We start from the raw sequence: 25,753 nt of genomic DNA, 5'->3' as shown, positions 1-25,753 counted from the left end.
CGGAAGGCGGTTTGGACCGGGGCGGGCAGGGGTGCCGACGCCACCGGCCGTGGACATGTGATCATGGGCGACATGGCAACCAGGGGACGCGCGTCGAGCGACCGCGAGGAGTCGGCCAACGGGCCGGTGCAGTCGGTCGACCGTGCCCTGCAGATCCTCGACCTGCTGGCCTCCTCGGATTCGCTGGGGGTGAGCGAGATCTCCCGCGAACTGGGGGTCCACCGATCCACCGCGTTCCGGTTGCTGGCGACCCTCGAGTCGCGGAATTTCGTCGAACAGGAGGAGCGCCGCGGCGAGTACCAACTCGGTCTGGGGGTGCTGCGGCTGGCCAGTGCGGTACGTGCCCGCCGCGACATCGTGCGGGATGCGCAGTCGGTCTGTGACGCGCTGGTGGAGGAGATCGACGAGACCTCGAACGTCGCCTTGTTGGAGGGCGAGTGGGCGGTCAACGTCACCCAGGCCACGAGCACCCGCTTCATCGCCGTCAGTCGGCAGTACGTCGGCCAACGCACCCCGTTGCATGCCACCTCCACCGGGAAGATGCTGCTCGCCCACGCCCCCGGTGAGTTGTTCCGGGCGATTACCGGCAGAGCGCTCGAACAGTGCACCGATGCCACGATCACCGATCCGGCCGAGCTGGCCCAGGAGTTGGACAACATCCGCCGACTCGGTTGGGCGGCGGCGATCGGTGAGTGGGAGGAGGAGGCGAATGCGGTCGCGGTCCCGGTGATCGGGCGCGACGGCACCGTGGTCGCCGCCCTCAGCGTCACCGCACCCAGCTTCCGGCTGGGCCAGGACGAGGTGCCCGGGGTGGTCGAGGTCCTGCAGCGTCACGCCGGAGTGCTCAGTGCCCGGCTCGGTGGTGCCGCAGCCGTGGCCCGCGACGTCTGAGGGTACGGGCTCAGGCCCGGAGTCGGGCGCCGAGCCGGTCGAGTTGCTCGGCGGTGGCGCCGTGGTCGAGCAGGTAGGCCCGCGTACCGCCCTGCTCGTCGAGCCAGGAGAGTGCCGTCTTGATGGCCTCCGGCGGGCTGGTGGTGGCCAGGGTGATCAGCTCGGGTGTGGGGTCGATGCCGAAGGCCTTGATCAACTCGATGACCTGCTCCGCCCACGGGCCGGCCAGTCGCTCGGTGCTGGCGGCGTAGTCGGCGACCACCGCAGCGCGATCCACCCCGACGGCATCGAGCAGCACTGCGATCGCCACGCCGGTACGGTCCTTCCCCGCCGAACAGTGCACCAGCACGCCGTCCCCGCTCTCACCGACGATCGTGGCGACCTCGGCGAAGACCGGACCGGCATGACCGAGCAGGTCGATGTAGAGCTCGCCCAGGGTCGGAATTTGCAACTCCTCCGATGGCATGCTGATCATCTGTGCCACCGCTCCCTCCAACAGTGGGAGATCGACCACTCGTGGCTCGGGTACCGGCGGCAGCCGATCCGGTGCGCTGTCGCGCTCGGCAGGGGTTCGCAGGTCGATCACCGTCGCGATGCCGGTGGCAGCGAACTGCGACAGCCCGGTGTCGGTGACGGTGGCCAGGGTGTCGGAGCGGAACAGCACGCCGCCGGGGGTACGACCGCCGTCGCGGCGCGGCAGGCCGCCAATGTCGCGGAAGTTGACCGTACCGTCGATCGTCGTCATCGGGCTCCTCGTGGCTGGTGGTGGCGGGGACGCCGTGGCGATTCTGCCGCAGGCCCGGTGGAGGCGGCCCAGCAGCGGCCGGTTTCGGCTGTGTAAAACGTTTCCTGCAGGGCCGCAAACCGTGGACGCCGCCGCTGGACCGGTCCTAAACTGGCACAGAACGCAACAGCGTTGCACATGACGCAACATGGCTCAGGGATGCTTTCGTGACGAACCTCTCCGCTCTCGACCACCAGCCGAAAATCGTCCTGATCGGGCTCGGCGTCGTCGGTGCCGCGCTGGCCGACGAACTCACCGCCCGGGGAATGACCGAGGTGACGGTCTTTGACTCCGGCCCGCTCTGGGAGACCGGAGGCTCCTCCTCGCACGCACCGGGGTTCGTCTTCCAGACGAACCCGAGCCGGGTGATGTCGGAACTGGCACAGCGGACCCTGAACAAGCTCGACGGGCAGTCCGTCGACGGGCAGTGGCTGTCCAAGCGGGTCGGTGGCCTGGAGATCGCCACCACCGAGGCGCGTTTGCACGATCTCAAGCGCCGGCACGGGCTGGCCTCGGCCTGGGGGGTGCCCTCGGAACTGATCTCGGCCGAGGAGGCCGCCAAGCTGTGGCCCGGGCTGGACCCCGACACCATCCTCGGGGCCTTCCACACCCCGACCGACGCGGTGGTGAAGTCCGTACCGACGGTGCGCTGGCAGGCCGAACGGGCGCAGTCCCGCGGGGTGCGGCTCGTACCGCTGACCAAGGTCGTGGCGGTCGAATCCGAGGCCGGCAAGGTCACCGGGGTGCGGGTGCAAGCGGTCGGCAGCGAGCAGCCCGCCGAGTTCGTCGCCGCCGACATCGTCGTCTCCTGCGCCGGGTTGTGGGGTCCGGGGATGGCCCGGGAGATGCTCGGCTTCGAGATCCCGATGCTGCCGATCGAACACTGCTTCGGCTACTCCAAAGCGGTGCCGTCACTGGCCGGACAGAACATCGCGACCGATGAGTTGCGCTATCCGATGCTGCGCCACCAGGACTTCTCGCTCTATCTGCGCGAGTACGTCGACCGGATCGGTATCGGCGCCTACCACCACCGCCCGATCGGCGTCCGGCCCGAGCAGATCGCCAGCGCCGAGGACTACCAGCGCACCGGCATCCATCCGGCCGTGCATCCGCTGACCTGGGACGACTTCGCTCCCACCTGGGCCGAGGCGCGGCGGATCGTGCCCGAACTCGGTGAGGTCGAGTTCGACTCCGGGTTCAACGGCATCTTCTCCTTCACCCCCGACGGCGGTCCGCTGTTGGGCCCGGTTCCGGGCACCGACGGGTTGTGGATGGCCCAGGCCGTCTGGGTCACCCAGTCCGCCGGGGTCGGCCAGGTCGTCGCCGACTGGATCGTCCACGACAACCCGGGCATCGACACCCACGAATTGGACCTGTCCCGGTTCGATCCGGCGGTGGTCTCCCGGAGGTTCGCGATCGAGCGCGGCGAGGAGGCCTATGACGAGGTCTACGACATCATCCATCCCGCCCGGCCGACGCTGAAGCTGCGCGGACAGCGGCGCTCACCGTTCTACATGCGGCAGGTCGAGCTCGGCGCCCATTTCGGGGTGGCGAACGGCTGGGAACGGCCGATGTGGTTCGAGGCCAATGCCGACCTGCCGGCAGTCGCGCAGGCACCCGACCGCGAACCCTGGGCAGCGGTCGAATGGTCGCCGATCGCCGCGGCGGAGGCGAGGGCGACGCGGGAATCGGTGGCCCTGTACGACATGACTCCGCTGGCCCGGCTGGAGGTTGAGGGACCGGGGGCGACCGAGTTCCTGCAGGCACAGACGACCAATCACATCGCCAAGAGTGTCGGCGCGGTGACCTACGCCCTGCTGCTCGACGAGTCCGGTGGCATCCTCTCCGATGTCACCGTCACCCGGTTGGCCGAGGAGCACTACATGATCGGCATCAACGGAAACTGCGACACCGTGCTGCTGCAGTCGCGGCTGCCGAAGGATTCCCCGATCCGGGTACGCGACATCACCTCCGGCACCTGTGGTCTCGGCCTGTGGGGGCCGAATGCCCGTACCCTGCTGCAGCGGTTGACCGAGGACGACATCTCCCACGCGGGCCTGAAGTACTTCCGCTCGGCGCGGATCGAGGTCGCCGGCATCCCGGTGCTCGCGCTGCGGGTCAGCTATGTCGGCGAGCTCGGCTGGGAGCTGTACACCACTGCTGATCATGGTCTGTTCCTCTGGGACGAGATCTGGCAGGCCGGTCGTGATCTTGGTCTGGTGGCAGCCGGGAGGCGGGCGTTCAACTCGCTGCGCCTGGAGAAGGGCTATCGCTCCTTCGGTCACGACATGACCCGGGAGAACACCCCGGAGGAGGCCGGGCTGGGCTTCGCGGTGCGTACCGACAAAGGAGATTTCGTCGGAATGCAGGCCTTGGCCGAACGGCCGGTACGCAGCAAGCTCAGTTGCCTCGTCCTGGACGATCCGACCAAGATCGTTCTCGGTTCCGAACCGGTCTATGCCGATGCCGACTCCGGACCGGTCGGCTATGTCACCAGCGCCGATCAGGGATACACCATCGGGGAGACGATCGCCTACGCCTGGCTGCCCGCCGAGCTGGCCGAGGTCGGTGGCAAGTTCAGCATCGAGTACTTCGGGGAACGACTACCGGCCACGGTCCGGTCCGAACCGTTGTTCGATCCCGGGATGGAGCGGATCCGGCGGTGAGCGACAACAGCTATGACGTGATCGTCATCGGGCTCGGCTCCTTCGGTGGTGCCGCGGCCAATGCACTGGCCGAGCGAGGATTCTCGGTCGCCGGCTTCGAGCAGTTCCAGCCCGGACATGATCAAGGTTCGGTGCACGGTGGCAGCCGGATCATCCGTCAGTCCTACTTCGAGTCGCCGGCCTACGTACCGTTGCTGCGTCGGGCCTATGAGGGCTGGGAGAAGCTGAAGGTCGAATCCGGTCGCGACGTCTACGACCTGTGCGGTGGCATCTATGTCGGTGACCCGGCGAGCACGGTCTATGCCGGCAGCCTGGCCGCCGCGGTCGAACATGATCTTCCGCACGAGGTGCTGGACGCCGAGCAGATCCGCGCACGTTTCCCGACCATGAATCCGCAACCGGATGCCCTGGCGGTCTATGAAGACAATGCCGGGTACGCCCGTCCGGAGGAGACCATGTTCGCCAATGCCGAGGTGGCGGCGAGGAAGGGGGCCGAGCTGCACTTCTCCGAACCGGTCACCCATTGGGCGGCCACCCCCGGCGGGGGTGTCGAGGTGGTGACCACCAAAGGGACCTACAGCGCCGACCGGTTGGTGATGGCCTCCGGTGCCTGGGCGCCGCGACTGCTGGCCGATCTCGGTCTGCCGCTGACCGTCGAACGGATGGTCTTCTACTGGTTCACCCCGACGCCGACCGCCGCGCTTCCGCTGTCGGCCTACGACCAGGCCAACCATCCGATCTACATCGAGGAGACCCACGGCAACGGCCAGATCTACGGGTTCCCGATGACCGACGGTCTCGACGGCGGGTTCAAGCTCGGCTTCTTCCGCGGTGGTACGCCGACCACCCCGGAACTGATCGACCGGGTCGTCCACGAGGAGGAGACCCGGTTGATGCGGGCCCGGGCGACCCAGTTCTTCCCCGGGCTGACCGGGCCGATCGTGCAGGCGAAGACCTGTATGTACACCACCAGCCCCGATGAGCACTTCATCCTCGGACTGCATCCCGAGCACGACCAGGTGGCGATGATGACCGGCTGCAGTGGTCACGGATTCAAGTTCGTCCCGGTGATCGGCGAGATCCTCGCCGACCTGGCGATGACCGGGAAGACCGACCACGACATCGCGTTGTTCGACCCGCAGCGGTTCGGCTGAGCGGACCAGTGAGTCCCTCGGGTCTCCCCTGGGTCTCCCCTCGTCCCTCACCGCCTCCCGATTGCGTCTGTTCCGCAGGAAACGCACCCATGAGCGCTTCTTGGGTGCGTTTCCTGCGGAATGGATGCAGAGGTCTACTCGGCCGGGGTCGCGGTGTCTCGTACCCTTCACCGTCCCGCGGCTCCGTCTGTTCCGCAGGACATGCACTTCAGAGCGCGTCTTGGGTGCGTTTGCTGCGGAACAGACGCGGCGGGTCAGTCGGCCGGCTCGGCTTCGGTTGCCGGGGGCTCCGGAGTGCTGACCGTCACCTCGCTGATCCGGTGGCCGTCGACCTCGTTCACGGTCAGCATCGCGCCGCTGGGCGTACCGACCTGATCGCCGACCTCGGCCAGCCTGCCCAGCTGGGAGATCACGTATCCGGCCACGGTCTCGTAATCACCGTCGGGCAGTTCCACCCCGGTCTCCTGGGCGAAGTCCTCGATCGACAGACCGGCCGAGATGGTGGTGCTGCCGACTTCGTGGACCTTCTCCTCGGTGTCGTACTCATCGGCGATCTCGCCGACGATCTCCTCCAGCAGATCCTCCAGGGTGACGATGCCGTCGGTGCCGCCGTACTCGTCGATGACGACGGCCATGTGTACCCGCTTCTCCCGCATCAGTTCGACCGTCGGCAGCACCCGGTTGCTGTTCGGCAGGGACAAGATGTTCCGGGCGACGTCACCCACCACCCGGGAGTTCGTGGCGCGCCTGCCGATCAGATCCCGGATGTGCAGGAACCCGATCACGTCGTCGAAGTTCTCTCCGGTGATCGGATAGCGGGAGTAGGGCAGTTCCTCGACCTCCGCTGCGGCCTCCTCCAGCGGCTGGTCGGCGGCCAGGAATGCCACCTCGTGGCGAGGACGCATCACCTCCCGCAGACTGCGCTCGCGCGCCTCGAACACATCGTCGAGCATCTGCCGTTCGTCGGCGCTCAGCCCCTCATGGCTGCTGACGATGTCGCGCAGCTCCTCGTCCGACACCTCCTCGGTGTGGGCATTCGGGTCACCACCGAGCAGCCGGACCAGCGCATTGGTTGACACCGACAGCACCCAGATCGCCGGGCGCATCAGCACCGCGAACCGGCTCAGGGCCGGACCGACCGCCATCGCCACCCCGGTCGAACGCTGCAGAGCGATCCGCTTCGGCACGAGTTCACCCAGCACCAAGGACAGGTAGGCGATGATCAAGGTCATGATGACCGTCGCCAAGGTGCCGGCGGCGGCCTCGGGAATGCCCCAGCGGACGAAGTAGGGCGAGATGTCGGGCGCGATCGTGGCCGCGCCGAAGGCGGCGGAGAAGAAGCCGGCGACGGTCACGCCGATCTGCACCGCAGCCAGGAACCGGTTCGGGTCGCGGGCCAGGGTGGCGACCTTGGCACCGCGGGGGCTGTCCTCGATGGAACGGATCTGGCTCTCGCGCAGTGACACCAGCGCCAACTCGGTGGCGGCGAAGACACCGCCGATCAGGACGAAGAGCAGGACAAGTCCGAAGTCGGCCAGGGTTCCCCAGTCGATCACTGCCGTTCACCTCCGTTCGGTACGAGGGCGAACGGCGCGGTACTTCGAGAATCATCCACGGCGAAATGCTAGCAATTCCGGTCCCTGTCGATGCGGTCCTCGATCACACGACTGCGATCCGGCAATCGGGACCAGGGCTGGGCTGTTGGGAGCAGGGGGTTGGGAGCAGGGGACTGCGACACGACCGCGACTGCGATCAGGGGAGCGCGATCACACGACTGCGATCAGACTGCGATTAGACCGGATCAGACAATTGATCGACGGACCAACCTTGGGTTCACGGGTCGGACTCCGGGAGGGTGATCGCGTTCGGGGCCGGGCGGGTGGCTCGGAGGGCTCCTCGATGTGGTCGCCGGGGTCGAAGGAGCCGGGTCAAGGGTGCTGAACAGGTGCGCGTCGCGGGGTATGGCGATCGGGGGACTCGAATCAGTCGATCCGGGCATTTCCGGTCGCTATTCGGCCATTGCTGCCATATACGGCAGCAATGGCCGAATGACGACCTCATATGCCGGAAACATCGCGCCCAGGTGATGCTCATCGGTGAGCGGATGCTGTGCTGCTTGAGCTCAACTCGGGTTCAGCACCTACCGTCACCGCCATGAACCGAGCTGTAAATCGGAGGCGCCACGTCCGCGCCAAGGCCTATCGTCGATGCCGATGACCGTCCACATCTCCCCCCGAATCACCGACGCCGAACAGGATCGATCGGCCATGCCGTCGACCCCGCCGGTGGACTGGCGACGAGTGAGTGGACCCCTGGCGGTCGGTGCGCTGCTGTTGTCGATGTTCGGTGCAGTCGGTGAGACAGTCGGTACGGTCATCGTCGGCCGGCTGGCCGAGAACCCGGGCATGACACTGCTGATCGGCCTGGCGATCTGTGTCGTCGGCGGCGTCCTTCTCGACTCCGTCGGTCGGGTGATCTGGGTCGGTGTGGTCGACCGGGCCGAGGGCAAACTCCGCGAGGACCTGCTCGACGCAGCCCTCGACCAGCCGCTGGAGGTGCTGACCGAACAGGCCGTCGGTGAGATCCTCGACCGGGTCGATGACGACACCCACGACGTCGGCACCCTGATGCGGCGGCAGGTCTGGAACGCCGCCCGGCTCGTCTTCGGCGTGCTGCCGATGTGGATCGTCGCCGGCACCACCTGGTGGCCCGCCTGGTTCGCCTTCCCGCTCACTGCGGTGGCGGTCTGGTTGGCCGTCCATCGGCTGCTGCCCCTGGTCAGCCGGCGCAAGGTCGTCGAGGAGATGGCCTGGACCGATCACGCGGCCGCCTTCGAGGAGTCGATCGCCGCTCGCAACGACCTGCGTACCTCACTCGGGCAGGCCTACGCGATCCGGCGTACCACCGAACTCGCCGCAGAGGTGCACCGCAAGCTCAGGGCGACCCTGGCTCCCCAGGTACGCATCCCCTTCCGCAGCGGATTCCTCCTGCACGGTCTGCTGGCGGCGATGGGCATGGTCGGGGTGGCCATGGTCGTCGGCGGTGACCTGTCGGTCGCCGACCTGGTCACCATGTTCCTGGTCACCACCCTGTTCGTCGGTTCGATCGAGGACATCGCCCGGCAGTTGCCCGATCTGCAGGCCGGCATCGGTGCGCTGATCCGGATCCGGCAACTGCACGAGGCTCCCCGGGAACCGCGCGGGGGCGCCGCCGCACCCACCGATGCGCCCGAGTTGCGGTTGCAGGACCTGAACTTCTCCTACGGTGGCGAGTTCTCCCTCGAGCACATCGACCTGGTCGTCCCGGCCGGGCAGACGCTGGCCCTGGTCGGTCGGTCCGGATCGGGCAAGTCGACCATCGCCGGCCTGGTCTCCCGGGCCCATGAACCACCCCGGGGCTCGGTGTTCCTGAACGGTGTCGACGTCTGTGACACCGATCTGCAGCAACTGCGACGCAGTGTCGGTGTGGTCACCCAGCGCACCGAGATCGTGGCCGGCACGCTGGCCGAGAACATTGCGCTCTTCACCGAACTCGACCTTGCAGTGATCGCCGAGGCCGTGGCCGAACTGGGCCTGAGCGAGTGGGTGGCGGGCCTGCCGGACGGGCTGCAGACCGCGCTCGGCCCCGGCGGTGCCACCTTGTCGGCCGGTGAGGAGCAACTCGTCGCCTTCGCCCGCCTGTTGGTCCGCGATGTGCAACTGGTCGTCCTGGACGAGGCGACCGCCCGGATGGATCCGCGTACCGAGGCAATGGTGGTACGCGCCTCGGAGCGGCTGCTGCGCGGACGGACCGGCGTGTTGATCGCGCATCGCTTGTCCACCACCGCCCGGGCGGACCGGGTGGCGGTGATGGCCGACGGCCGGGTGGTCCAGGAAGGGACGCTGGCCGAAGTGACCGGCCGCGGTGGCGCCTTCCGGGACCTGCTGCGCGCCGCCGGTGACCTCGAGGCGAGCGTTGGGGACGAACCGGGACACCGGCCCGATCACGATCAACGAGATGGCCACCAGACCGACGACGACCAGCCCGACGGTCCTCAACCCGACGACGACCAGCCCGACGGCCCTCAACCCGACGACGACCAAGCCGCGGGCGCGCAGTCCAACGGCCACCATCCCGGCAACAACCAAGCGGCGTCGACCACACCGGTGACGACGGCGATCGGCGGCATCCGGCGCTTCGACACACCACCACCGTCGAGGCGTCCCGGACCCGGTCCCTCGCTGGCCCGCGGTGTGCTCAGCATGCTGCAGGTACGGCCGTGGTGGGGTGCCCTGGGCGGCCTGTTGTTCCTGATCGCCTCGATCAGCGGTGCCTTCGGTGGAGTGACCGCCTACCTGTGGGGCCAAATCGTGCAGTCCCTGCCGGGTCAGCCACCGAGCCCGCTGATGATCATCGCGTTCGTGGGCAGTCTGCTGCTGTCGCCGGTGGCGATGTTCTTCGCGATGAGCCGCTACCCGCGATGGTGGATCGAGATCTTGTTGCGGGTCCGGGCGAGTGTGTTGATCGGCCAGACCGAGCAGCATCGGCTCCCGGCCGATCCGCCCGGCGAGGTCGCCGCCCGCGCCTTCGACGCCGATCGGTACGCCCGCTATGCCGACCGTTGGGTCGATTTCGTCAACGCCTTCGTGGTGGTCGTCCTCACCAGCATCCTCGGTGGCAGCCTGCTGGCCGGCGGCGTCCTGCTGGCGGTCATGATCATTTCCGCCACGGCTTCGCTCTTGGGTCGCCCGGTGGCCGGCCGATCGGCGGCGAAGGCAGCGGCGGCCCGAGCCGGTTTCGGTCGCGTACTCGTCTCGGTGCTGGATGCGGCGCGGACCGTGAAGTTGGCTGCGGTGATCCCGGCGGTACGCCGCCACCTGCGAGAAGTCGATCATGGTCGGGTGGAGGACGCGGTACGTGAGCACCGGGTGCAGGCCGCACTGGACAGCGTTCCGATGGTGGTCGTGCAGCTGGGCGTGGTCACCGCCTGGGTGATCTACTTCCTCGGTGGCTGGGACCTGGCGACCGCGCTGCTGGTCTCGACCGCAGTCGCCGGATTCGACTACTTCGGACTGGTCGTGGGTTGGGTGATCACCGAAGCTCCCGGTACCCGGGCCTGGCAGAAGGCGACGGCCACCTTCGCCGGTGGACGGGACCTGGTCCGGTTGCCCCGGCAGATCGATCTGGTCAGCGGACGCAGCCCGGACCCGGCACCGACGCCGACCCCGGTGGCATTGCAGAAGCTGCGGCTGCGTGACTTCGATGCGATCCATGACGACGGCACCATCGGTGTCGAAGGGGTGGACCTGGAGATCGCCAAGGGGCAGCTGGTGCTGGTCGTCGGGCAGGTCGGCTCGGGCAAGTCGAGTCTGCTGGCCGCGGTCGCCGGTCTGGTCGATCACCGGGGCAGCCTGACCTGGAACGACCAGCAGGTGACCGACCCGGAGGAATTCCTGCGTCCGGTGCAGGTCGGGTACGTCGGACAGGTGCCACGGGTGCTGTCCGGCAGCGTCGCCGACAACATCGCCCTCGATCACGACCGGCCGATCGAGGGCCCGATCCGCGCCGCCCGCCTTGGCCATGATGTGCGGGTTGCCGGCGGGCCGGAATCCCTGGTCGGGCACCGCGGGGTGCGGTTGTCGGGTGGCCAGGTGCAACGGCTGGCCCTGGCCTGTGCGCTGGCCACGGAATCGCAACTGCTGGTCGCCGACGACGTGTCCAGTGCCCTGGACGCTGCCACCGAGCTGGAACTGTGGGAGGGGTTGGTCGACCAGGGCGTGACCGTCCTCGGATCGACCTCGAAGCGGGCCGCCCTGGCCCGGGCGGACCTGGTGGTGGTGCTCGACCGCGGCCGGGTGGTCGCCCGCGGCCCGTGGAGCGAGCTCTCCGCCGACTGGGGTCAGCTGGCCGGCTGAGCGCCCCGGGGACCGAGACATCCGATCTCCGCCGTTTAGCATCGGAGGGTGGCGGTGACGGACGAGGCGATTGTGCGGATTCGGGACATGATCGTGTCCGGTGAGCTGGGGCCCGGTGACCGGATCCCGCCGGAGAAGGAGTTGAGCGAGCGGCTCGGTCTGTCCCGCAACTCGCTGCGGGAGGCGGTGAAGGCACTCGATGTGATCGGGGTGCTCGACGTCCGCCGCGGTGACGGTACCTATGTCACGAGTCTCGAACCGCGATTGCTGCTGGAGGCCATGTCGTTCGTGGTCGATCTGCACACCGACCGGACCGTGCTGGAGATGTTCGCGGTACGCCGGATGCTGGAGCCCGGTGCTGCCGGCATCGCGGCGACCCGGATGGCCGAGCCGGTGGCCGAGGAACTGCAACTGCTGGTCGACGGCATCGATGCCTCGGCCAGCACCGAGGACCTGGTGGCCCACGACCTGCGCTTCCACCAGTCGATCGTCGAGTCGACGGGCAACGAGTACCTGAGCCGGTTGATCGAGAGCCTGGTCAGCAGCACCGTCCGCGCCCGGCTGTGGCGTGGGATCACCCGGGTCGGCGCAGGGGAGCGCACCATCGCCGAACACCGCAACATCCTGGCGGCCCTGCGCAATCACGACTCCGAACTGGCCTCGGCGTTGATGTTGGCCCACATCGCCGGGGTCGAGCAGTGGTTGCGCAAAGCCGCGCCCTGACCGGCCGGGTCGACCGGCCCGGACCTGGCCGTGGCAGGCCGACCACGGTTCGCCAGGCGGGTGATCGGAGATGGAATGCGGGGGGTCGTACCTGCGTTGTGGAAAAGGACAGTGCAACGAAAGGAACCACCCATGAGCATCCTGGTCACCGGTGCCACCGGTCATCTCGGTCGGCTGACGATCGACTCCCTCCTCGCCCGCGGCGTCGACGCCGCCGACATCGTCGCCTTCGGCCGTTCGGAGGAACGACTGGCCGAGCTCGCCGAACTGGGAGTGCGTACCGCCGTCGGCAGCTACGACGACCCCGCCTCCCTCGATGCGGCCTTCGCCGGCGTCGATCGGATCGGATTCATCTCCGGCAGTGAGGTCGGACAGCGCTCGACCCAGCACGCCAATGTGGTCGATGCCGCAGCCCGTGCAGGTGTCGGGTTGCTCGCCTACACCAGCGCCCCGCATGCCGACACCTCCGACCTGGTGCTCGCTCCCGAGCACAAGGCGACCGAGGAGAAGATCGCCGCGAGCGGTGTGCCCGCGGCCATCCTCCGGAACAACTGGTACACCGAGAACTACGTCCGCGACGCCCGGCAGGCCGCCGAGACCGGCGTCCTGCTCGGCAGCACCGGTGACGGCAAGGTCGCCAGCGCGAGCCGCAAGGACTTCGCCGAAGGGCTCGCCGTGGTCCTCACCAGCAACGGCCAGGCCGGCAAGATCTACGAGCTCGGCGGAGATGTCGCCTGGGATCACGCCGAGCTCGCTGCGACCATCGGCCGGATCTTCGGCCGCGAGGTCGTGGTGCGCGATGTCTCCACCGAGGAGCACATCGCCGCACGCCGTGAGGCGGGCCTCGACGAGGGCAGCGCCGGCTTCGTGGCGACCCTGGATGCGAACATTAAGAACGGTGACCTCGCCGAGGTCACCGGTGAACTCTCCGCACTCATCGGGCGTCCCACCACGCAGCTCGAGCAGGGGTTGCGGGAGGCGCTCGCCTGATCCGCGATCAGTGATCATCAATCGAAGGGGCCCGGTGCAAGCCGGGCCCCTTCGTGGTGGGACTTGGCCCCAGCAGTCGTTCAGGTGAGGCTGCGCGCGTGGTCCGGCGCTCGCCAGGTCGTGAGTGCGTCGTCGATCGTGCCGACCAGCGGGTGGGCTGTCCGCGACCGTGGCCCGGCGAGCACGAGGGTGCGGACGACGGTGTGATCAAGGGGTACGAGCACCAGCTCGGCGGGCAGTGCGGGGCGGACGATCGTCGGGATCGCCGAAACGCCGAGACCCTGGCTGACCATGCTCATGATCGTCGCCAGCTCGCGGACGGACTGGCGGACGACCAACTCGATCCCGGCCTGCTCGTGCAGTCGGCGGATCTGGGCCAGGCATCCGCCGACCGAGCAGATGAAACCGTCGGCGGCGAGTTCGGCGACCGGGAAGACCGGTTCATCGGCCAGCGGATGGTCGGTACGTACGAGCGCGGCGAGACTGTCGCGGGCGAGGACCCTGTCCTGCTCCCGGATGCTCTCGGGGTCGACGAGGATGGCGGCGTCGACCAGGTCGTCCTCCAGCCAGACCGGCAGTTCCTCGTCGTCGCCCTCGAAGACCTCGATGCGTACATCGGGCAGTGCGCCTGACCAGTGCGCGAGCAGCGAGGGGACGAGGCCTTGGCAGGCGGTGGTGACCGCGCCGAGCCGAAGGGTGCCCGAGGCGACACCGTGGTGTGCGCGGGCCGCCGCGGCGAGCGCGTCGGCCGAGCTCACGGTCTGCCGGGCGTGCGGCAGCACCGCGGATCCGAGGGGGGTCAGCCGGGCAGGTGCATCCCGGGTGACCACTCGGTCGCCGAGCGCGCGTTCGAGGGTGGAGACGGCATGGGACACCGCCGACTGGGAGATGCCGAGTGCGGTGGCGGCGCGGGAGAACGATCCGTGTCCGGCGACCGCGACCAGAGCGCGCAGTTGGGGCAACGACACCAGTCCGAGCACGGAGACCAGCGTCGGTGTTCGGTCTCGGCGCTCTCGGCACCGGCATCGCCTATGTCTGGAACTTCCAGATCGTCACCGCCTGGGGGCCCGCGCTGGCCTCGACAGTGACCTACCTGGTGCCGATCGTCGGCATCGCCCTGGGTGTGATCGTGCTCGGCGAGAAGCTGTCGTGGAACGAACCGGTCGGGGCGGTGGTGGTCGTCATCGGCATCCTGATCGCCGGCCGGCGGCGTCGACCTGCTGTCTCGGGAACGGCTGTTCCGGAGACGACAACCACCGCTTTCCCGACGGCGCGGGTTGCAGGGACGGACGGCGCGGACACCCCGGGGACGGTGGACGTACCGACCGCGGGAACGCCGAAGCCGCTCGGATGCGGCGTCGGTGAGCGCTGCGCCGCGGAGCAGTGATGAGCGTGTCCGTACCGTCGGGCCCTGAGGATCACCGGGCGGCTGGCGCCTGAGTCGCCACCGCCGAGACCGATGGCCGGTGCGCTGGCTATGCCGTGGCCTGGGCGTTCGGTGAGATCGTCTTGATCAGCCAGTCATGGAACTCGGAGATGTGGTGCTCGGCCGGTACGAGGGATCCTCCCTCGGCATACAGCCGTGACTCCATGCCTGGCTGGGTCTTCTCGCAGGCGTCGAAATCCTGCTGATTCACCAGGTCGAACAGCTGCACCGACTTGTCGATGTCCATTCCCTGGTCGACCACGTCGGGCAGGAACAGCCAGTCGCACTCCACATAGGTGCGCTTCGGGCCGGTGGGGAACATCCGGTGCACGATCACATGGTCGGGGACCATGTTGATGAAGACATTCGGCCGGATCGTGATCGCGAAATAGGTACGGTCCTGGTCTGGCGCGATCTGCGGCAGCTTGGTCACCCCGGCCGATCCGTCGACGGTGAACCCCTCGACGTCCTCACCGAAGACGCCGCCGGAGTTGACCTTGGTCTGCGCGGCCCAGCCGTCGGCGAACTGCGGGATCACATTCGTCAGCTCTGGATGGATCGTCGCGCAGTGGTAGCACTCCATGAAGTTCTCGATGATCAATTTCCAGTTCGCCTGCACGTCGTAGGCGATCCGCCGACCGAGTTTGAGGTTCTCCACCCCGTAGTGGTCCAGGTTCTCCACCTCGCCCACCCGGTCGACGACATCGCCGAGCACGGTCTCCTCGAACGACGGCGGTTCCTCGGCGGTGCAGACCCAGATGTAACCGAGCCATTCCCGTACCGCAACGGTCTGCAGACCGTAGGTGTCCTTGTCCACGTCGGGCATCTTGGTCAGATTCGGTGCCGCGATCAGTTTTCCGTCGAGGTCGTAGGTCCAGGCGTGATAGCCGCACTGGAAGCGCCGCGCATTGCCCGACTCGGTGGTGCAGACCTGCATCCCGCGGTGCCGGCAGACGTTGAAGTAGGCCCGGGCCTCGCCGCGACGGTTCCGGGTGATGATCAACTGCTCCCGGCCCACCTGCACCAGCTTGAAGTCACCGGGCTTGGCCAGGTCGGCGGCGTGGACCACGCACATCCAGGATTTCTCGAAGATCCGTTCCTGCTCCAGGGCGAAGACAGCCGGGTCGTGGTAGTAGCTGCCGGACAGTGTCGGCATCAGGGAACCGGGGAGAGGTTCGGTCAACTGCTCGATGATCATCAGTACTCCTGGGACTGGCCGCCGACACCGGCTGCGGCCGGCTCGTCGGGTACGGAAGGGGTCGAGGCCTCGCTGCCGGGATCCGGGGCCGGCGGGAAGGTCCGATCCCACCGGTTCTGCTTACGCCAGCGCATGATCTGGCGTGCGGAGTTCATCCCGAAGCGGGCCGCATCGGTTCCGTCGGGGTGGCTGTAGCGCAGCAGCAGGTCTGCGTCCTCGATGCTGCCGGACTCGACCTCGCAGACCGCGTCGGGCGGAATCAGGCCAGCGATCTGCAACCGGACGCCGTGCTGGTCGGACCAGACGTAGTCCGGTTCCACCTTCGGGCTCAGCGGAGCTCCCAGCAGCAGGTGGGCCACCTCTCGGGCCTCGGACTGGGCGGCGGTCCAGTGCTCCCCGCGATGGCTCGTGCCGTCGGGCCGCTGCCAACGGGCGCAGTCGCCGACGGCGAAGATCCCCGGCGCGGCCTTGCCCCACTGATCGGTGACGATGCCGTCGTCGATCAACAACCCGCTGCCGGCCAGCCATTCGACGTTCGGTGCCGAACCGATGCCGACCACCACCACATCGGCCTCGATCTCGGTCCCGTTGGCGACCACCGAGGCGATCCGGGCCCGGCCGTCGGAGCGGAACTCCAGTTCCGTGGCGCCGAGGACGAAGTCGACTCCGTTGCGCTCGTGCAGCCCGAGCACCGCCTCGGAGGCGAACTGGCCGAATCGCCGGTGCAGCGGTGCGCTGTTGCCGATCACGGTGGCAGACGCGCCCAGGCTGCGGGCCGCGGACGCCGCCTCCAGCCCGATGAAGCCGGTGCCGATGCTGACCACCTTGCTTCCCTCGCCGATCTGCTCCCGGATGGCCAGGGCGTCGTCGAGGCTGTAGAGGGTGTGCACTCCGCCGAGATCGGTGGGGAGCAGCTTCGGTCGCGAGCCGCTGGCGATGATCACCACATCGGCGGCCAGGCTGCTGCCGTCGCTCAGGCTGACCGAGCGGGCGGGCACGTCCAGGGCGAGTGCGCTCAAACCCAGTCGAAGGTCCACCTCGAGAGCGCCCATGGGTTCCAAGGAGACGTCGGAGATCGCCAGCGCACCCGACAGCATCCCCTTGCTCAGCGGCGGCCGGTCATAGGGCCGGTGGGTCTCGGCGCCGACGACCACGATCTCACCGTGGTGACCCCCTTGGCGCAGGGTCTCCGCTGCGGTGAACCCGGCGAGGCCGGCCCCGACGATGATCACACGGCTGTCGGCCGTCACGGTTTCGGCGTACATGGCTTCTTTCGTCGCACGGGTTGGTCCGGTCCGGGGCGTCGTCCCGGACAGGTCGGGCCGGTAGGTCAGGTCTGGCTCATGGTCGGGGGGAGGTTGGGGGCTTCGGTGGACAGTTCGACCAGTACGTCGTCACCATCCAGTTCGACCTTGTGCACCCGTACCGGAAGCCGCGCCGGGGGTTGGTCGACCGCACCGGTACGCAGGTCGAACGAGCTCGCATGCAAAGGGCATTCGACTGCGCATCCCTCGAGCCACCCCTCTGCCAGGGAGGCATCCTGATGGGTGCAGGTGTCGTCGATCGCATGCACCTCGCCGTCCTCGGTGAGGAAGACCGCGATCGGCGGCTGGACCGAGGTGATCCGCAGTCCCTCTCCGGGAACCAAGTCGTTGATCGTGCACACCTTGACCATTGCGCGATGTGATTCCTCTCGCTCGCCAACCGACCGTGTTGCTTGGTACGCAACGCGTATCGCACCACACAACAATTGTGGATCCGTCCCGGAAGCCGAGGCAAGGGATTCGCGGGCCTGACACGGACCTGTAACGCAGTGCTGTCGATCACTGCGTGGGGTCCTGTCGGAGCCTGCTGCGAAGGTGGTCCGATGCAGCAGGACGAGGGCTCTCCGCACGGGTCGGCGAGCATCCTGCATGCCGACCTGGATGCCTTCTACGCCTCGGTGGAGCAGCGGGATGACCCGACGCTGCGGGGGCGACCGGTGATCGTCGGTGGTGGGGTGGTGCTGGCCGCCAGTTACGAGGCGAAGCGGCGAGGGGTACGGACCCCGATGCCGGGACGCCAGGCGCTGCGGATCTGCCCGGATGCGGTGGTCGTCCCGCCCAGGTTCGAGGCCTACACCGCGGCCTCCCGGCAGGTCTTCGGGATCTTCGAGCAGACCACGCCGCTGGTCGAACCCTTGTCGGTCGACGAAGCCTTCCTGGAGGTCGGCGGGTTGTGGCGGATCAGCGGTTCCCCGCGACAGATCGCCGAGACCCTGCGCCACCGGGTACGCGAGGAGGTGGGTTTGCCGATCACCGTCGGCATCGCCGGCTCCAAGTTCCTGGCCAAGGTCGCCAGCGCAGTCGGCAAACCCGACGGGCTGTTGGAGGTTCCGGCGGGGCGCGAGCTCGACTTCCTGCATCCCCTTCCGGTGCAGCGCCTGTGGGGTGTCGGCGAGATCACTGCGGCCAAACTCGCCGAGCAGCGGATCACGACCGTGGGGCAACTGGCGGCCGAGTCCGAGACCCGGCTGGCCGGCATCCTCGGGCCGGGCGCGGCGCGGCACCTGCATGCACTGGCCCATGCCCGGGATCCGCGACGGGTTCGCACCGGTGTGCGCCGACGGTCGATCGGGGCACAGCGCGCACTCGGGTCCCAGGCCGACCCGTCGATCCTGCGGCCGACGCTGATCGTGCTGACCGAACGGGTCTGCCAGCGTCTGCGCAGGGCCGAGCGCCAGGCCTCGACCGTCGTCCTGCGGCTGCGCTTCGCCGATTACGGTCGGGCCACTCGATCGCGCACACTGCCGGCACCGAGCGGGCAGACCGAAGTGATCATGACCGCAGCATTGCGCCTGTTGAGTGATGCCGGCCCCCTGATCGCCGATCGGGGGTGCACCCTGATCGGTCTCAGCCTGGCCAACCTCGACGAGTACGACAGTCTGCAGGCGACGCTGCCGCTGGGCGGCACCGACAGCACCGAGTTGGATGCGGCAGTCGATGAGATCCGCCGGCGATGGGGGAGCCGGACCATCAGCCGTGGCGTGAACGTGGGACAGGACCCCGGCTTGCAGGTGCCGATGCTCCCCGATTGACCCGCACCTGACCGGACCCACCTGACCGGACCCGCCTGACCGGGTTCACCCGAGCAGCGCCCGGGCGCACCGATCAACGCCCGTTTCGGTCCGCCCGCAGGAAGGTGTAGACCGAGGCGATGTCGGCCTCCGGGTCGGCCTGTGCAGCGTGCTGCCACTGTTCCCGGGCGGCATCGAGCGCGGGAAGCCGGAGCCCGGGCGCCGCATCGGCAGCGAGCTGGGCGTCCTTGGCCCCCCACCTCATCGCCATCTCGGTGCTGTAGTCACCGGTCTGCAACTTCCTCAACTTGCCCTCGATGTAGGGCGAGGCCAAAGGGCCGCCGTCGAGTACGTCCCAGACCTCCTCGGGCGAGAAGCCGAGCTGGTCTGCCAGTACCGCGGTCTCGGCGATACCTTCCATGGTCGCGATCAGCCAGGAGTTGATCACCAGTTTCATCCGGGTGCCGGTACCGGCCTCACCCAACCAGACGGTCCTGCTGCCCACGGCGTCGAAGGCGCGGGTCAGGGTCGGATCGTTCCGAGCGGCGTCCGGGCCGGAGGCCAGCACCGTGACGGTGCCCTGTTCGGCCGGTTGCCTGGTCCCCGAGGCCGGCGCGTCGACGAACCGCACATCCGGTCGGCTGCCGGACAGGAAGTCGGCGAGCCGATGCGTACCGTCCACACCGATCGTGCCCATCTGGGCCACGATCGCCTGCTCGGGCAGCTGGTCGACTACCTGTTCCAGAACCGCGATCGTGGTGTCGGCGTCCGGAAGCATCGTCAGCACCACCCGGGCCGCGGCCGCGTCGGCCACATCGGGGGAGATCGTGATGCCGAGCCAGGCCCGGCGTTCGGCTGTGGGAGTACTCCGATTCCACCCCACCGTGTCCAGTCCGGCACGGGCCAGATTGTGGGCGAAGCCGCCTCCCATCACGCCCAGCCCCAGGACTGCCACCTCATGTTCGGCCGGGTTGCCCATCGCCGTCGCCTCCTTTCGCGAAATGTCGCTGCGGGTCCGTTCCCCCAAGGCGGCGGAGCCGGCCGATACGGATGAGGGGGTTGGCACCCACTCCTTCCATCCTGCACCCTCACTGTCGACGGCCAGTCGGCTCTGCGGCGTACCCGGCCGCAGCAGGGTGACCGTACCGGCCGGTTCCGCATCGATCTCGGCGAGGAGCACCTCGCCCGAGGCTGCACGCGCGGCGACATCGCGTTCCAACACGAGTCGCTCGGGCCGCTTGGGCAGATGTCCGTATGGGCCGTCCCGGTCGCGATACGCAGGGCCGAACCCGCCGAGTACGACACCGTCGGGGAGCTGACAGTCGCAGGCTTCACCGCGAGTGAGCGCATGAGCGAGCGCTTCGACAGTGTTGATGCGCTGCTGGAGCACGCCCGGACGCAGATCAGCCGCTACTCCCCGGCCCAGGCCCGGGAACGTGTGGGCCAGGGCGCGCTGTTTGTCGACATCCTGCCGCAGTGGCAGCGCTCCGCGCTCGGGGAGATCCCGGGTTCGTTGATCATCGAAGCCAATCACCTGCTGTGGCGATTGCATCCCGGCTCCGGAGCCTGCCTGCCGCAGGCCCACGCGGGCAGGGAGCTGATCATCGTCTGCCAGGAGGGCTACAGCTCGTCACTGAACGCGGCAAGCCTGGCCCAGGTGGGGCTGCCGGCCGGCGATCTGGACGGTGGTGTGCTCGCCTGGACCGACGCCGGGTTTCCGGTCTCGAACACCCTGACCGAGGTGGAGCAGGTGGTCGGGGTCGCGGCAGCCTGAGTGATCATCCCTGCCGGGTGTGACCATCCGTTCCCGGTTCGGGAAGACCCGAGGGCCGTGATCATCCCTGCCGCAGATCCAGGAGGATCGTCCGGAACTGATCAGCCCTGCCAGGTCGACACCGCGGTCAACGCCGCGACCTCCTCGGCGCTTAGGTCCAGCTTCACGCTGTCCAGCAACCCGGCGACCTGCTCGACCTTCGAGGCGGACGCGATCGGTGCGACCACGGTCGGCTGGGCCCGCAGCCAGGCGAGGGCGACCGACGCGATCGCGACACCGTGGTCGGCGGCGATCGTCTCCAGGGTGCGGATGATCTCCAAGCCCTGGGGTACGGCGAACTTCGCCGCCATCTGCGCCCGCGGGGAGGTCTGGTCCTGCAGATCGGTGGAACGGTACTTGCCGGTGAGGAATCCGCTGGCCAGGGAGTAGTAGGGGAACAGGCCCAGGTTCTCCCGTTCGGCGAGGCCGATGATCGTCTCCTCCACCTCGTTGCGGTGGACCAGGTTGTAGTGCGGCTGGATGGCCACAGGTCGCGGCACGGCGAGCTCGTCGGCCAGGGACAGCCATTCGCTGATCCGCTCCGCGGTGTAGTTGGAGACACCGATCTGGCGTACCTTGCCGGCACTGACGAGTTCACCGAACGCGCCCACCGTCTCGGCCAGGGGGACCGACCGATCGTCGAAGTGGGCGTAGTAAAGGTCGATGGTCTCGGTGCCGAGTCGCTGCAGCGAAGCATCGGCAGCGGCCTTGATGTTGCGCGCCGACAGACCGAGGAAATCCGGATGCTGGCTGACCTTGGTGGCCACCAGCACATCGGCCGGTGCACGCGAGGCGAGCCACTGGCCGATGATCGTCTCGCTCTCACCGCCGACATTGCCCTCGGCGAATGCACTGTAGGAATCGGCGGTGTCGATCAGGTTGCCGCCACCATCGACGAAGGCGTCCAGGATCGCGAACGAGGTGTCGCGGTCGGCGGTCCAGCCGAAGACATTCCCGCCCAGGGCGAGGGGAGTCACATCCAGGTCACTGTTTCCGATTCGAGTCATATCCGACTCAACCGGCCCGGTCGGGTGGTTGTTCCACGATCGGTGTCGGTGCGATGACAATCACAGGGTTCAACCTCACAGGGCTCAACCTCACAGGGGCTCAACCTCACAGGGGATCCACCTCCCGGGGGATCAACCCAGGGTGCGCTGGAACAGCTCCTTCACCGCTGCCGGCAGGGCCGGTTCGGGGAGCTGGACCTCCAACGGCACCTGATCACAGGCGACGTGGTAGACGAATCCGTCCGGATGCATCTCGCTGACCCGGCTCAGATCGTTCAGCTCGCTGCCACCGACCAGTCGCTGCCAGCCCTCGGCATCGGGCTCGGACAGCTCGCTGAGCTCGAAATCGCGCTCCTTGGTGATGCCGGCGAAACCGCCCGAGCGGGTCAGGTGCAGTTTGGTGTTGGCGGCCAGGGGTGCGGTCGCGGGCACCTCCGCGACACCCGGGGCGACGCCCACCGCAGCCCAGGCCTGCTCGACCGCGGCCTGCGTCTTTGCGTCGATCGCCGTGGCGGCATCGATGGTCAGCTGCGCGAAGGTGGCGAAGTCGCAGTCGGGTCGCAGTTGTCCACCGGTCAAGGCGTTGAACCACACCTGGCCGGCCCGTTCCCAGGCATTGCCGCCCAGGGCAGTGGCGGCCAGCTGGAAGGCCTTGTTCGGAATCCCGGAGTTGATGTGGACCCCGCCGTTGTCGCTGGTGGTGTGCACGAAGCCGTCCATGTGCGCCGGTTGCGGGTCCTTGCCCAGCACCGGGTCGTCATAGGCGGTGCCCGGGGCGATCATCGAACGCAGGGCATCACCCTGGACGAGATCGGTGAACAGCTCCGCGCCGATCAGCCAGTCGGCGGTCTCGGCGGTCTCGGCACGGGACTGCTGGCGGACCAAGGAGCCGAAGACATCGGAGATCGATTCGTTCAGCGCGCCGGACTGGCCTTGATAGCGCAACCCGGCGGTGAACTCGATCACCCCGTGGGTCAACTCATGCCCGATCACGTCGATGCTCGCGGTGAACCGGTTGAACCGCTCCCCGTCCCCGTCACCGAAGACCATCTGCTGACCGTCCCAGAACGCGTTGGCGTAGTTCTGGCCGAAGTGCACCGTGCCCAGCAGTTGCATCCCCCGACCGTCCAGCGAATCGCGCCCGAAGGCATCGAAGAACAGCGTCCAGGTCGCCCCCAGGCCGTCATAGGCCTCGTCGGTGGCAGCATCACCGGTGGCCGGCTCACCCTCGGCGCGGACCTGCGTGCCGGGCAGGGTCTCGGTGGACCGGGCGTCATGGATCACCCGATTGGCGCGGCCCGGGGTGCCGGCATCGGCGGCAGCACCCGGTCGGGCACCGCCGACCGCGCGTGCCGCGCGCAGTGCGGCATCGTGCCGCAGGGTCTCCTGGGCGATCCGGGCCTCCTGCTCCGACCCGCGAATGGCGATCGATTCCAGCAGGTACGGGGGCAACAGCATGGGGATGCTCATGTCCCTATTCTGCGCGTGGGCTCCGACAACCCCACGATGGGGACCGCGGGCGCGGTGTGGCGTAGCGTTGCGATGTGAGTTCTGAGCCGGCGACGACCGATCTGCCCGAGCCGATCGAGGTGCCCGAACCGATCGCGGAGCTGGTCCGCTCGGCCTCCACGGTCGGTGTGCTGACCGGTGCAGGGATGAGCGCCGAGAGCGGCGTACCCACCTTCCGCGATGCACAGACGGGTCTGTGGGCACGCTATGACCCGATGACCCTGGCCACTCCCGAAGCCTTCGCCGAACAACCCGACCTGGTCTGGGCCTGGTACGCCTGGCGGCTGCGGTTGATGCAGGAGGTGGCACCGAATGCCGGCCACCTGGCGCTGGCGCGCTGGGGCCGACGGGTCCCGGTCGGGATCGCCACCCAGAATGTCGACGACCTGCACGAACGGGCCGGCAGCATCGATGTCGCGCATCTGCACGGGACCCTGTTCGACCTTCGCTGTTTCGACTGCGGGCGGCCGTACCACGGGACCGTGGAGATCCCGACCGAACAGGTCGAGCGGCTGGAACCGCCGCACTGCCAGGTGTGTTTCGGGCCGGTCCGACCGGGCATCGTCTGGTTCGGCGAGATGCTTCCCGCCGAGGCCTTCGAACGGGCCCAGGCCTTGGCGGTCGGGGTCGACCTGCTGTTGGTGGTCGGCACCTCCGGACTGGTCCAGCCGGCCGCCGGCATCCCCTTGTTGGCCAAGACTTCCGGCGTTCCGACGATCGAGCTCAATCCGGACGAGACCCCTTTCTCCGATCATGCCGATCAGGTCTGGCGTACCACCGCGGCGGTCGGGCTGCCGGCGATGGCCGCCCTGCTGGACGACGACGACCGGGACTGACCGCCGGGCCTCGGGGTTCAGTCGAGCGAAGATCCGCCCGAGAGCTGATTGCTGTTTCAGCAAGAGGCGTTGCAATGCTCGCCGGCCGGGCTGATCCTTGTCCCATGTCCGACGAACACCACCATGACTCCACCAGTGCTGGCTGCTGCGCGACCGAGACCGATCACGACGTGATCGTGGTCGGCGGCGGCGTCGCCGGTCTCAGTGCGGCTCTGATGCTCGGCCGATCCCGCCGCCGGACCCTGGTGCTCGACGCAGGTCGTCCCCGCAACCGCTTCGCCGCGCACATGCAGGCGGTGCTGGGCAGTGACGGGAAGGCGCCCGAGGATCTGCTGGCCACCGGGATCGAGGAGCTGCGCGCCTACGACGTCGAGGTACGGCGGGCGCAGGTGACCGCGGTCGCCACCGACGACCGCACGGTGACCGTCCACACCGCCGAGGGGGACCGGATCACCGCCCGGGCGCTGGTGGCTGCCAGCGGGGTGAGCGACCAGCTGCCCGACGTACCCGGTCTGTCCCAGCGCTGGGGCAGATCGGTGCTGCACTGCCCGTACTGCCATGGCTGGGAGGTACGCGATCGTGCTCTCGGGGTGGTGTTCACCTCACCGCTGGCCCCGCACCAGGTGCCGCTGGTGCGTCAGCTCAGTGCCGACGTGACCGCCTTCTTCGGTGGCTTCGACGACGGGACCGGCAGCGCCGGGGCACCGGTCGAACTGACCGCCGAACTGCGGCAGCGGTTGCAGGCACGCGAGGTCAAGATCGTCACCGAACCGGTGGTGGCGCTGCACGGCGAAGGCGGGGACCTGTCCGAGGTCGAGCTGTCCACCGGTGCCCGGGTACCGGTGGAGGCGATCTTCACCGGAGCCGAGCTGCGGGAACAGGCCGCCTATCTCGACGGTCTCGGGCTGCGCCGCGCACAGTCCCCGTTCGGTGAGTTCCTCGAGGTCGATCCGATGGGCCACACCAGCAACCCGCGGATCTTCGCCACCGGCAACCTGACCGTGCCGACGGGCAATGTGCCGATGTCGCTGGGTGCGGCAGCCACGACCGGCGCAGGGGTCAACCATTTCCTGGCCGAGGAGGACTTCGACGACGCCCAGCAACCGGACCGGTTCTGGGAGAACCGTTACGGGGCGAGCGCACAGTCCTGGTCAGGCAACCCCAACGCCGCGCTCGTCGCTGAGGCCGGCGACCTTGCTCCCGACAGCTCGCTGGACCTGGGATGCGGTGAGGGGGCGGATGTGATCTGGCTTGCCGGCAAGGGCTGGCAGGCGACCGGGGTGGACATCTCCACGATCGCCGTCGACCGCGCCCGGAAGGCCGCCGCGGCCGCAGGTGTCGCGGACCGGACCGCCTTCTCCGCGGTCGACCTGCGCACCTTCGATCCGGGACGGCAGTTCGATCTGGTGACGGCGAGCTTCCTGCACTCACCGGTGGATCTGCCGCGCACCGAGATCCTGCGCCGTGCCGTAGGCTGGGTCGCCCCGGGCGGCCGGCTGCTGGTCATCTCCCACCAGCCCGGGGAGCACCATCGCCACCACCTGGACCTGCCGACGGTCGATGCCGAAGTCACCGCCCTCGACCTGCCGGATGAAGCGTGGAGCATTCGCAAGCAGGTGATCCCGCGGACCGTGACCCGTCCCGACGGCACCGAGATCGAACACTGCGACGGCATCGTGGAGTTCAGCCGCCGGGCGGGAACGAGCAGCGGTACCTGAGTGTTGCGGACGGCACGTACCTGAGCTGCTGCGGACAGCGCGTACCTGACTGAGGTGCTGCGGACAGCACAACGGCGAGCGGTGAACCC

The 25,753-nt window shown here is 68.3% G+C and carries 20 protein-coding genes; 11 read left to right on the top strand and 9 right to left on the bottom strand.

Annotation, left to right across the window (positions count from 1 at the left end; all coding sequences use genetic code 11):
* The first annotated feature begins 72 nt into the window (after positions 1-72).
* On the top strand, positions 73-891 hold the full coding sequence (locus tag CLV29_RS11735) for an IclR family transcriptional regulator (protein ID WP_166649251.1): 819 nt from the start codon (positions 73-75) through the stop codon (positions 889-891).
* Positions 892-901: 10 nt separating this feature from the next.
* On the opposite strand, the gene CLV29_RS11730 is transcribed toward CLV29_RS11735, so the two are convergent.
* Complete coding sequence (locus CLV29_RS11730; RefSeq protein WP_133755281.1) at positions 902-1,636, bottom strand: tyrosine-protein phosphatase; 735 nt, start codon at positions 1,634-1,636, stop codon at positions 902-904.
* 206 nt (positions 1,637-1,842) lie between these two features.
* On the opposite strand from CLV29_RS11730, the gene CLV29_RS11725 reads away from it, so the two are divergent.
* Positions 1,843-4,341: a GcvT family protein gene (locus CLV29_RS11725; RefSeq protein ID WP_243831909.1), complete on the top strand. Its 2,499-nt coding sequence runs from the start codon at positions 1,843-1,845 to the stop codon at positions 4,339-4,341.
* Positions 4,338-5,495, top strand: coding sequence for an N-methyl-L-tryptophan oxidase (gene solA, locus CLV29_RS11720; RefSeq protein ID WP_133755280.1), 1,158 nt, complete (start codon positions 4,338-4,340; stop codon positions 5,493-5,495). Before CLV29_RS11725 ends, solA begins: the two co-directional genes overlap by 4 nt.
* 254 nt (positions 5,496-5,749) lie before the next feature.
* On the opposite strand, the gene CLV29_RS11715 is transcribed toward solA, so the two are convergent.
* Complete coding sequence (locus CLV29_RS11715; protein WP_243831908.1) at positions 5,750-7,051, bottom strand: hemolysin family protein; 1,302 nt, start codon at positions 7,049-7,051, stop codon at positions 5,750-5,752.
* Between the two features lie 657 nt (positions 7,052-7,708).
* Between CLV29_RS11715 and CLV29_RS11710 the strand changes: the two genes are divergently transcribed.
* From CLV29_RS11710 to CLV29_RS11700, 3 genes are all read left to right on the top strand, one after another.
* Complete coding sequence (locus CLV29_RS11710) at positions 7,709-11,389, top strand: ATP-binding cassette domain-containing protein (protein ID WP_133755279.1); 3,681 nt, start codon at positions 7,709-7,711, stop codon at positions 11,387-11,389.
* Between the two features lie 48 nt (positions 11,390-11,437).
* Positions 11,438-12,112 (top strand): FadR/GntR family transcriptional regulator, encoded by a 675-nt coding sequence (locus CLV29_RS11705; RefSeq protein WP_133755278.1) that lies wholly within the window; start codon positions 11,438-11,440, stop codon positions 12,110-12,112.
* A 132-nt stretch (positions 12,113-12,244) separates the two neighbouring features.
* Complete coding sequence (locus tag CLV29_RS11700; protein WP_133755277.1) at positions 12,245-13,102, top strand: SDR family oxidoreductase; 858 nt, start codon at positions 12,245-12,247, stop codon at positions 13,100-13,102.
* Between the two features lie 80 nt (positions 13,103-13,182).
* Here CLV29_RS11700 and CLV29_RS11695 read toward each other — a convergent pair whose 3' ends face one another.
* Positions 13,183-14,082, bottom strand: a complete 900-nt coding sequence (locus CLV29_RS11695) for a LysR family transcriptional regulator (protein WP_208292933.1) — start codon at positions 14,080-14,082, stop codon at positions 13,183-13,185.
* Positions 14,083-14,096: 14 nt separating this feature from the next.
* Here CLV29_RS11695 and CLV29_RS11690 point away from each other — a divergent pair, with 14 nt between their 5' ends.
* Positions 14,097-14,489 carry an EamA family transporter gene (locus CLV29_RS11690; RefSeq protein ID WP_208292932.1) on the top strand — a complete coding sequence of 131 codons (393 nt, stop codon included), beginning with the start codon at positions 14,097-14,099 and terminating at the stop codon, positions 14,487-14,489.
* A gap of 88 nt (positions 14,490-14,577) precedes the next feature.
* On the opposite strand, the gene CLV29_RS11685 is transcribed toward CLV29_RS11690, so the two are convergent.
* From CLV29_RS11685 to CLV29_RS11675, 3 genes are all read right to left on the bottom strand, one after another.
* Entirely contained in the window at positions 14,578-15,726 is a 1,149-nt protein-coding gene (locus CLV29_RS11685; protein WP_133755275.1) for an aromatic ring-hydroxylating oxygenase subunit alpha, read from the bottom strand.
* Entirely contained in the window at positions 15,726-16,991 is a 1,266-nt protein-coding gene (locus tag CLV29_RS11680; RefSeq protein WP_133755274.1) for an NAD(P)/FAD-dependent oxidoreductase, read from the bottom strand. Before CLV29_RS11680 ends, CLV29_RS11685 begins: the two co-directional genes overlap by 1 nt.
* Positions 16,992-17,056: 65 nt before the next feature.
* A complete protein-coding gene (locus CLV29_RS11675) occupies positions 17,057-17,401 on the bottom strand; it encodes a bifunctional 3-phenylpropionate/cinnamic acid dioxygenase ferredoxin subunit (RefSeq protein ID WP_133755273.1) in 345 nt (114 codons plus the stop codon).
* Positions 17,402-17,593: 192 nt separating this feature from the next.
* On the opposite strand from CLV29_RS11675, the gene dinB reads away from it, so the two are divergent.
* The gene (gene dinB, locus CLV29_RS11670) at positions 17,594-18,802 is read left to right on the top strand and encodes a DNA polymerase IV (RefSeq protein WP_133755272.1); all 1,209 of its coding nucleotides are present in this window, start codon (positions 17,594-17,596) and stop codon (positions 18,800-18,802) included.
* 73 nt (positions 18,803-18,875) lie between these two features.
* Here dinB and CLV29_RS11665 read toward each other — a convergent pair whose 3' ends face one another.
* Positions 18,876-20,003, bottom strand: coding sequence for an NAD(P)-dependent oxidoreductase (locus CLV29_RS11665; RefSeq protein WP_208292931.1), 1,128 nt, complete (start codon positions 20,001-20,003; stop codon positions 18,876-18,878).
* 24 nt (positions 20,004-20,027) lie between these two features.
* Here CLV29_RS11665 and CLV29_RS11660 point away from each other — a divergent pair, with 24 nt between their 5' ends.
* Positions 20,028-20,555, top strand: a complete 528-nt coding sequence (locus CLV29_RS11660; protein ID WP_243831907.1) for a rhodanese-like domain-containing protein — start codon at positions 20,028-20,030, stop codon at positions 20,553-20,555.
* Between the two features lie 101 nt (positions 20,556-20,656).
* Here the strand turns inward: CLV29_RS11660 and CLV29_RS11655 are convergent, their stop codons facing one another.
* Together CLV29_RS11655 and CLV29_RS11650 are read right to left on the bottom strand one after the other, a co-directional pair.
* Positions 20,657-21,601, bottom strand: a complete 945-nt coding sequence (locus tag CLV29_RS11655; protein ID WP_133755271.1) for an aldo/keto reductase — start codon at positions 21,599-21,601, stop codon at positions 20,657-20,659.
* Between the two features lie 132 nt (positions 21,602-21,733).
* On the bottom strand, positions 21,734-23,071 hold the full coding sequence (locus CLV29_RS11650) for a protealysin inhibitor emfourin (protein WP_133755270.1): 1,338 nt from the start codon (positions 23,069-23,071) through the stop codon (positions 21,734-21,736).
* Between the two features lie 74 nt (positions 23,072-23,145).
* On the opposite strand from CLV29_RS11650, the gene CLV29_RS11645 reads away from it, so the two are divergent.
* Positions 23,146-23,946 carry an SIR2 family NAD-dependent protein deacylase gene (locus CLV29_RS11645; protein ID WP_243831906.1) on the top strand — a complete coding sequence of 267 codons (801 nt, stop codon included), beginning with the start codon at positions 23,146-23,148 and terminating at the stop codon, positions 23,944-23,946.
* 104 nt (positions 23,947-24,050) lie between these two features.
* Complete coding sequence (locus CLV29_RS11640; protein ID WP_166649250.1) at positions 24,051-25,664, top strand: SAM-dependent methyltransferase; 1,614 nt, start codon at positions 24,051-24,053, stop codon at positions 25,662-25,664.
* The last annotated feature ends 89 nt before the right edge of the window (positions 25,665-25,753 follow it).

Origin of the sequence: Naumannella halotolerans, from assembly GCF_004364645.1 — a bacterium.
GTDB lineage: Bacteria > Actinomycetota > Actinomycetes > Propionibacteriales > Propionibacteriaceae > Naumannella > Naumannella halotolerans.
The sequence above is the reverse complement of the archived record's forward strand: the minus strand, read 5'-3'. Positions and strand labels throughout refer to the sequence as shown.